This is a genomic window from Nocardioides sp. NPDC051685, from assembly GCF_044453405.1.
Classification (GTDB): domain Bacteria; phylum Actinomycetota; class Actinomycetes; order Propionibacteriales; family Nocardioidaceae; genus Nocardioides.
The window spans coordinates 1-6944 of sequence record NZ_JBITCR010000024.1; the positions used below are offsets into that span (position 1 = coordinate 1).

The window sequence follows — 6944 nt, forward strand, 5'->3', positions numbered from 1 at the left end:
GCTCCCATCACCACCACCGCGCCCACGACCCCACCTACCTCCACGAGCGCTTGCCCAACGGCGACATCCGCTTCACCAGACGCACATAGACCGACCGATCAGGCGGGGTGTCAGCCCGCACTCGACCATCCCGTCAATCAGCTCGGTGCTACCCCGCGACGGTCGAGTCCACCGGGACGGTCAGCTGGAGGCCCCCGAGTCCCGCAGGGAGTAGACCATGCCTTTCAGGATCCGGAATGCGTCCGCTTGATCTGACTCCGTCATGCCGGCGAGCATCCTGACCTCCACGGAGCGCACCGCCGCAGTCGCCTTCTCGAGCCTCCGGCGGCCGCGAGGGGTGAGGCGTGTCGGCAGGACCTTTCCGACGGGCGCCTCCGCGGGCCGGGTGACGTCGCCGTCGCGCTCGAGGGACCGGAGGAGCACGTTCATCGTCTGCCGGGTCACGAAGGCGCCGCGTGCGAGCTCGGAGTTCGACAGGCCGGGTCGCTGGGCCAGCAGCTCCAGACAGGCGTAGTGCGTGACGCTCATCCCCAGCGGCCGCAGCACCTCCTCCATCGCGGCATGCAGGCACTCGGCGCCTCGCAGGCGTTCTATGAGCGCTACCTCGGGTTCGTCCGTTCGCCGGACGGGCCTCCGCCCGCCGTCGTCTTCGAGGCGAAGCCGATCGCGTTCGCCCTGCGCGAGGTCGTTCCCGGCACCGATCTTGCATCCGTGCCCCAGCCCGGCATCGGTGCCGCGATCTGGCTCCACGCCACCGAGGTGCAGGCCATTCACGACGCGCTCGTCGCCGACGGTCACACCATCGTCTCGGCACCGATCGACGGCCCGTTCGGCCGGACCTTCACCTTCACCTTCACCGACCCCGACGACTACCAGATCACCCTCCACGACCACGCCGGACAGCCCCGACGCGGCGTCATCCTCCGACGCACTCGTCGTTGTCGCCGCCGGAGTAGCAGGGCGGGGCGCCGTAGCCGTCCTGGTCGCGTTCCGGCGCCGGCAGGTCGACCGCGCCGGGGATGTAGCACAGCACGAGGATCGCGGCTCCGCCGAGGACGAGCAGTGTGTGCCAGACCGTCCCGAGCACTCGACGGCGGCGGTTGAGGAGGTGGGCCACCACACCTGCGGCCAGGGCGAGAGCCACGATCGTGCCCCAGACCCGATAGGCCGCCACGTTCGACGGCAGCACCTGCGGCTGCTCGCCGAAGAACACCAGGTAGACGTCCAGCCAGTTGGACACCAGGTTCCCGATCGCGACGACGGCCACACCCGATGCCAGAACAGTGGCGAGAGCGGCCCAGGGCACCCGCCTGACGCGCCGCGGCGTCAGGATCGGTCGGTCGAAAGCGAGCATGCGACGAGTCTCGCGGACCTGGAGCGCGGCGTGATGAGCCTGCGTACTCAACTCCTTGACCTTCCGGCCGCTCGAAGCCTCAGGCTCGAGGACATGACTGCAACGCCCGCTGTTGATCCGATCATGGACGCCATCACCACCGCCGTGGCCCTCGGCCGCGAGGGTGGCGTGACAAGGGCACGGGAGGACCTGCTCGCGATCTGGGCCGACCTCGGGGTGTCGGGAGATCCGCTCCACCGATGCGTGCTCGCCCACCACCTCGCCGACCTCTACACGGACGCGGCCGAGGAGCGTGTCCCCGCCCTGCCACCAGGACCGTACGGCGACATGGTCCGAGCGGCGGTCGGCGGTGTCAACGAGGCGATCACCGCTCGCGACACCGCACCCGATTGAGCACCGGTGTCGGCAGGGCCGCGGCGAGCCAGACCGATGCCGCTCCCGCGACCGCCGTGATCGCCGGCCAGAGCCACCACGGGACCGAACCCGGCAACAGCTGACCGATCCCGAGGAATCCGACCACGGCGAGCGGCAGCGCGATCAGGACAGCCAGCCAGGCACGTACGAAGCCGGATGCCCCCAGAGCCAGACCCATCGTCACCGACGGCATCACCACCACGACGGTGAGTAGCGCGACCGCCGCGAAGAAGACCGCGGCGAGCACCGCCCCCAGCGCCCCGAAACCGCCGGCGAGCGCGTCGCCCACGGCGGATCCCGTGTCTGCTTCCTCCACCTCGATGAACCGTCCGAAGAAGGTGACGGCCGGAGAGAACAGCAGGTTCATGAGTCCGATCCCCGCCAACGCACCGGCCCCAGCGGCGACACCACCGACCACCGCATGGCGCACCACCGGGCCAGGGCCGTCACTCACTCCGATCCGCCGTCACGATGGTCGAGAGGATCGCCGAGGCGGCCGCTTCTGGCGCCTTGGTGGGGATCCAGTGGCTGACGCCGGTGAGCTCGATGAACTCGTAGGGGCCGGTGACCGAGTTCTCGTTGCCCTCCAGGGCGGTGCGCCCGATCGCGACGTCACGGTCGCTCCACAGCATGGTCGTCGGGACAGACACGCGGCCGACGCGCGGAGCCAGGAAGAGGGCGCGGTACCAGCCCAGTCCGCCGGGCAGCGCGCCGTAGTCGATGATCTCCTCACGGAAGCGCTCGACGTCCTCGTCGTTCCAGCCGCTCCCCCGCATCATCCGCTCCATCCGGCCGTCGCGGCCGGAGGCCAGCTCGGGCAGGAACGGGATGTTGAAGAACGCCATGTAGGCCGACCTGCGCCGCTGCGGGCCCTTCATCGACCGCGCGAACGGGACCGGGTGCGGCACCGACATCGCCGTCCAGCTGCGGACCAGGTCGGGCCGTTCGGCTGCCACTCCCCAGCCGACCGCACTCCCCCAGTCATGACCGGCCAAGTGGACCGGACGGCCGATCTCGTCGATCAGCGCCACCACGTCCTCGACGAGGTCGCCGGCGCCATAGCCCAGGCGCGTACGCGGCCGGGCACCCGGCGAGTAGCCGCGCTGGTCCGGGGCGACCGTGCGGAAGCCGGCCTCGTGCAGGATCGGCGACACCTCCCGCCAGCAGGTCGCCCGCTCCGGGAAACCGTGCAGGAGCACGACCGGGTCGCCGTCGGCGGGGCCCGAGTCGATCACGTCGAAGGTGAGTCCGTCACGTACGTAGCTCGAGATCGTCACGCGTCCATCCTGTCAGGCTGGTTCCTCTCAGAGGCGGGTTGTGGTGTGCGGTAGCGGCGCGCGCAACCAGGCTGTGCGATAGCGCGCTGTCGTAGGGCAGGCCGGGATGCGGGCATGAGAAGGGCGCCGGCTCGGTCACCCGAGCCGGCGCCCTCGTGCTCTGCCGGTTATCCCTCGGAGATCGCGTCCAGACGCTTGACGGTGGCCTCGAACTCGGCGATCAGGTCGGCCATGACCGCGGCGACGGGACGTACCTCGTTCATCCGGCCGACGATCTGGCCGACCGGTATCGCGACGACGTCGGGGTCCCCCGCGGCGTTGATGCGGTTGTGCGCGTCGGAGACGAGCAGGTTCTGCAGCGGCATCGGCAGCGGCGCCGGCGAGCCGTCGGCCTCCCAGGCGTCGGTCCATCTCGACTTCAGCAGCCGGGCGGGCTTGCCCGTGTAGATCCTCATCCGGCGGGTGTCGGCGGAGGTGGCGCGGGTGAACGCGGTCTCCCAGCCGGCGTGGGTGTTGAGGTTGCGGTACTCCGACGTGCCCAGCCAGATGGAGCCCGTCCAGACGCCCTGCGCGCCGAGCGCCAGGGACGCCGCGATCTGGCGACCCGAGCCGATCCCGCCGGCCCCCAGCACCGGCACGTCCGGGCCGACCGCGTCGACGATGTCGGGCTGGAGCACCATCGAGGCGATCTCGCCGGTGTGCCCACCGGCCTCATAGCCCTGGGCGACGATGATGTCGACGCCGTTGGAGACGTGCGACACCGCGTGCTTCGGAGCGCCCGCAAGGGCGGCCACCTTGACCCCGTGCTCGTGCGCCTTCTCGATGACGTCGTTGGGCGGGGTGCCCAGCGCGTTGGCGATCAGCACCGGCCGGTGCTGCAGCGCGACGTCCACGTGCGAGCGGGCGGTCGAGTGCAGCCAGCCGAGCACGCCCTCACGCCCCTCCCCCTCGGGCAGCGGCGGCACGCCGAGCGAGAGCAGCGTCTTGTCGACCCACTCGGTGTGCTCCGCCGGGATGTAGGCGGACAGGTCGGTCGAGGTGCCCTCGGTCGGCACCTTCATCGGCATGACCACGTCGACGCCGTACGGCTTGCCGTCGGTGTTCTCGTCCATCCAGGTGAGCGTGCGGTCCAGGTCCTCGGCGTCGTTGAAGCGTACGCAGCCCAGCACGCCCAGGCCGCCGGCCTTGGAGACCTCCGCGGCCACGTGCTCCGAGGGGGTGAAGGCGAAGATCGGGTAGTCGATCCCGAATGCCTCGCACAGTGCCGTACGGATCATGCTGTTGCTCCTTCGGAGTCCTGCTCGGTCGCGGTCGCTCGGGTGGCCAGGGCGATCTCCTTGGCCTTGGGGTACTGGGCCTTGCCGGTGGCGTTGCGGGGCACCTCGTCGACGATCGTCAGGGCGCGCGGCAGCTTGTAGCCGGACAGGTGGGCCCGCAGGAAGGTACGCAGCCCCTCGAGCTCGAGGGTCGCGCCGGGTCGTGGCTGGACGACCGCCGCGACGGCCTGCCCGTAGCGCTCGTCCGGGATCCCGACGACGAGCGTGTCGTAGACGTCGGGGTGGGCCTTGATCGCGGCCTCGACCTCCTCGGGGTAGACCTTCTCGCCGCCGGTGTTGATGCAGTTGGAGCCGCGGCCGAGGAGGGTGAGGCGGTTGTCGGTCTCGACCCGTGCGTAGTCGCCCGGGATGGCGTAGCGCTCGCCATCGATCTCCACGAAGGTCTTCGCCGACTTCTCGGGATCCTTGTAGTAGCCGACCGGCACGTGTCCCTTGCGGGCTGTGCGGCCGATCTTGCCGACGTCGGTGGCGAGGTCGAGGGGATGGCCGTCGTCGCCGATCACCGCGGTGTGGGCACCCGCGGTGACCACGGGACCGTCGGTCGAGAGCGCGGAGGCGTCCTGCAGGCCCGTGCCCTGGAAGCCGGTCTCGGTCGAGCCCACGGAGTCGGTGAAGACGGCGTTCGGGAACGCCTTCATCCAGCGCTCCTTGACGGACTTGGAGAAGATCGCGGCGCTGGAGGCGATGGCGAAGAGGGACTGGCCGTCGAAACTCTGCCCATTTCCGGGACCCGCCTCGTACGCGTCGATGAGCGGCACCGCCATCGCGTCACCGGTCATGAACATCATCTGGACCTTCTCGCGGTCGACGATCTCCCAGGTGCGTACCGGGTCGAACTTGGGCTCGAGGATGGTGACCTGGCCGGCGAAGAGGTGCATCAGCAGGGAGGCCTGGGCACCGCCGTGCATCAGCGGGCTGAGCGGCAGGGTGATGAGCCCGTCGCCCGTGGCCTGCTTGGACTGGTCGTACTCCTCCAGCGGCACGCCCGTCATGAAGTCGATGCCACCACCGAGCACGCGCCAGAAGTCCTCGTGGCGCCACATCACGCCCTTGGGGAAGCCGGTGGTCCCGCCGGTGTAGATGACGTGGATGTCGTCGGGGCTGCGCTCGCCGAAGTCGCGTGCGTCGGACTGCCCGGCCTGCGCCTCCTCGAGCGTGACCCCACCGAACGGGCTCAGGTCGGAGTCGTCGTGGGGCTCGAGCGGGTTGGGGACCGCGACGAACGTCGTCAGCCCCGCCAGCTTCGGGGCGACCTCGGCGACCAGCGGCGCGTAGACGCGGTCGTGGACGAGCGCCTTGAGGTCGGCGTTCTCGAAGAGGTACTCCAGCTCGCCGGCGACGTAGCGGTAGTTCACGTTGATCGCCACCGCACGAATCTTGAGGATCGCGAGCAGGGCGACGACGTGCTCGACGGAGTTCTTGGAGTAGAGCCCGACGTGATCGCCCTTCCCGATCCCCCGGCCGGCCAGGTAGTGGGCCAGCTTGTTGGACTCACGCTCTAGCTCTGCGTAGGTCACTTTGCGGTCGCCGACTTGGACCGACACCTTGTCGGGCGCGGCGTCGACGGCGTGTTCGAAGAGGTCAGCAAGGTTCAGCGCCATGAGTGCGAGACTAGAACACGTTTCAGTTTTCCGCTAGGGTCTGGTGTTATGCCGATCACAGAATCTTCTGCCGAGACGCCGCATGCGATCGTCGAGCAGGACGGCCACAAGCTCATCGTCACGATGAACCGTCCCGAGCGCCGCAACGCGCTCTCCTCCGAGATGCTGCGGATCATGGAGGACGCCTGGGACCGGGTGAACTCCGACCCGGAGATCCGGGTCTGCATCCTCACCGGCGCGGGTGGCTACTTCTGCGCCGGGATGGATCTGAAGAAGGCCGACGAGAAGCCGCCCTCCGAGTCGTTCGAGGAGGGCTTCGACCCGACGGTGATCAAGGGCCTCCTCAAGGGCTTCCGGCTCACCAAGCCGCTGATCGCCGCGGTCGAGGGACCCGCCATCGCCGGCGGCACCGAGATCCTCCAGGGCACCGACATCCGGGTGGCCGGCGAGTCGGCCAAGTTCGGTGTCGCTGAGGCCCGCTGGTCGCTCTACCCGATGGGCGGCTCCGCCGTCCGGCTCCCCCGCCAGATCCCCTACACCGTCGCCGCCGAGCTGCTGCTGACCGGACGTACGCTGCTCGCCCCCGAGGCCAAGGAGCTCGGCCTGATCGGCCACGTCGTCCCCGACGGCACCGCGCTCGCGAAGGCGCACGAGCTCGCCGACATGATCGCCGCCAACGGCCCGCTCGCGGTCCAGGCGATCCTCCGCACCATGCGCGACTCCGAGGGCAAGCACGAGGAGGAGTGCTGGGCCGACGACGCCAAGGTCGGTGCCGCCGTCTTCGCCTCCGAGGACGCCAAGGAGGGGCCCAAGGCCTTCCTGGAGAAGCGCAAGCCCGAGTTCAAAGGCAGATAGCCGAAGCGTCGCTCCCGTCGGCCGAAGCGTCACTCCCGTCGGCCGAAGCGTCACTCCCGTCGGCCGAAGCGTCACTCCCGTCGGCCGAAGCGTCACTCCCGTCGGC

Annotated in this window: 7 protein-coding genes and 2 pseudogenes; 3 read left to right on the forward strand and 6 right to left on the reverse strand. The window is 69.7% G+C overall.

Annotated elements, in window-relative coordinates; genetic code table 11:
• Positions 1 to 180: 180 nt before the first annotated feature.
• The gene (locus ACIA03_RS30125; RefSeq protein ID WP_396989191.1) at positions 181 to 555 is read right to left on the reverse strand and encodes a MarR family winged helix-turn-helix transcriptional regulator; all 375 of its coding nucleotides are present in this window, start codon (positions 553 to 555) and stop codon (positions 181 to 183) included.
• A 6-nt stretch (positions 556 to 561) separates the two neighbouring features.
• Here ACIA03_RS30125 and ACIA03_RS30130 point away from each other — a divergent pair.
• Positions 562 to 897: pseudogene (locus tag ACIA03_RS30130) on the forward strand (VOC family protein); the annotation flags it as partial.
• Positions 898 to 916: 19 nt separating this feature from the next.
• Here the strand turns inward: ACIA03_RS30130 and ACIA03_RS30135 are convergent.
• Positions 917 to 1354, reverse strand: a complete 438-nt coding sequence (locus ACIA03_RS30135) for a hypothetical protein (RefSeq protein WP_396989197.1) — start codon at positions 1352 to 1354, stop codon at positions 917 to 919.
• Positions 1355 to 1447: 93 nt separating this feature from the next.
• Between ACIA03_RS30135 and ACIA03_RS30140 the strand changes: the two genes are divergently transcribed.
• Positions 1448 to 1747: a hypothetical protein gene (locus ACIA03_RS30140; RefSeq protein WP_396989192.1), complete on the forward strand. Its 300-nt coding sequence runs from the start codon at positions 1448 to 1450 to the stop codon at positions 1745 to 1747.
• On the opposite strand, the gene ACIA03_RS30145 is transcribed toward ACIA03_RS30140, so the two are convergent.
• The 4 genes and pseudogenes from ACIA03_RS30145 to ACIA03_RS30160 form a co-directional block, all read right to left on the reverse strand.
• The gene (locus tag ACIA03_RS30145; protein WP_396989193.1) at positions 1719 to 2222 is read right to left on the reverse strand and encodes a hypothetical protein; all 504 of its coding nucleotides are present in this window, start codon (positions 2220 to 2222) and stop codon (positions 1719 to 1721) included. The two genes, ACIA03_RS30140 and ACIA03_RS30145, sit on opposite strands and share 29 nt — an antisense overlap.
• A 97-nt stretch (positions 2223 to 2319) precedes the next feature.
• Positions 2320 to 3045 (reverse strand): annotated as a pseudogene (locus ACIA03_RS30150) (alpha/beta fold hydrolase); the annotation flags it as partial.
• A gap of 167 nt (positions 3046 to 3212) precedes the next feature.
• Entirely contained in the window at positions 3213 to 4322 is a 1110-nt protein-coding gene (locus tag ACIA03_RS30155; RefSeq protein WP_396989194.1) for an NAD(P)H-dependent flavin oxidoreductase, read from the reverse strand.
• Positions 4319 to 5983, reverse strand: a complete 1665-nt coding sequence (locus ACIA03_RS30160) for an acyl-CoA synthetase (protein ID WP_396989195.1) — start codon at positions 5981 to 5983, stop codon at positions 4319 to 4321. The genes ACIA03_RS30155 and ACIA03_RS30160 overlap by 4 nt, the downstream gene beginning before the upstream one ends.
• Positions 5984 to 6031: 48 nt before the next feature.
• Here ACIA03_RS30160 and ACIA03_RS30165 point away from each other — a divergent pair, with 48 nt between their 5' ends.
• A complete protein-coding gene (locus ACIA03_RS30165; protein ID WP_396989196.1) occupies positions 6032 to 6838 on the forward strand; it encodes a crotonase/enoyl-CoA hydratase family protein in 807 nt (268 codons plus the stop codon).
• Positions 6839 to 6944 lie beyond the last annotated feature (106 nt).

Excerpts from the sequence above, each read along its gene's own strand:
- ACIA03_RS30125 (WP_396989191.1), bottom strand. The coding sequence starts at position 555 with ATGGAGGAGGTGCTGCGGCCGCTGGGGATGAGCGTCACGCACTACGCC.
- ACIA03_RS30135 (WP_396989197.1), bottom strand. The coding sequence starts at position 1,354 with ATGCTCGCTTTCGACCGACCGATCCTGACGCCGCGGCGCGTCAGGCGG.
- ACIA03_RS30140 (WP_396989192.1), top strand. The coding sequence starts at position 1,448 with ATGACTGCAACGCCCGCTGTTGATCCGATCATGGACGCCATCACCACC.
- ACIA03_RS30155 (WP_396989194.1), bottom strand. The coding sequence starts at position 4,322 with ATGATCCGTACGGCACTGTGCGAGGCATTCGGGATCGACTACCCGATC.
- ACIA03_RS30160 (WP_396989195.1), bottom strand. The coding sequence starts at position 5,983 with ATGGCGCTGAACCTTGCTGACCTCTTCGAACACGCCGTCGACGCCGCG.
- ACIA03_RS30165 (WP_396989196.1), top strand. The coding sequence starts at position 6,032 with ATGCCGATCACAGAATCTTCTGCCGAGACGCCGCATGCGATCGTCGAG.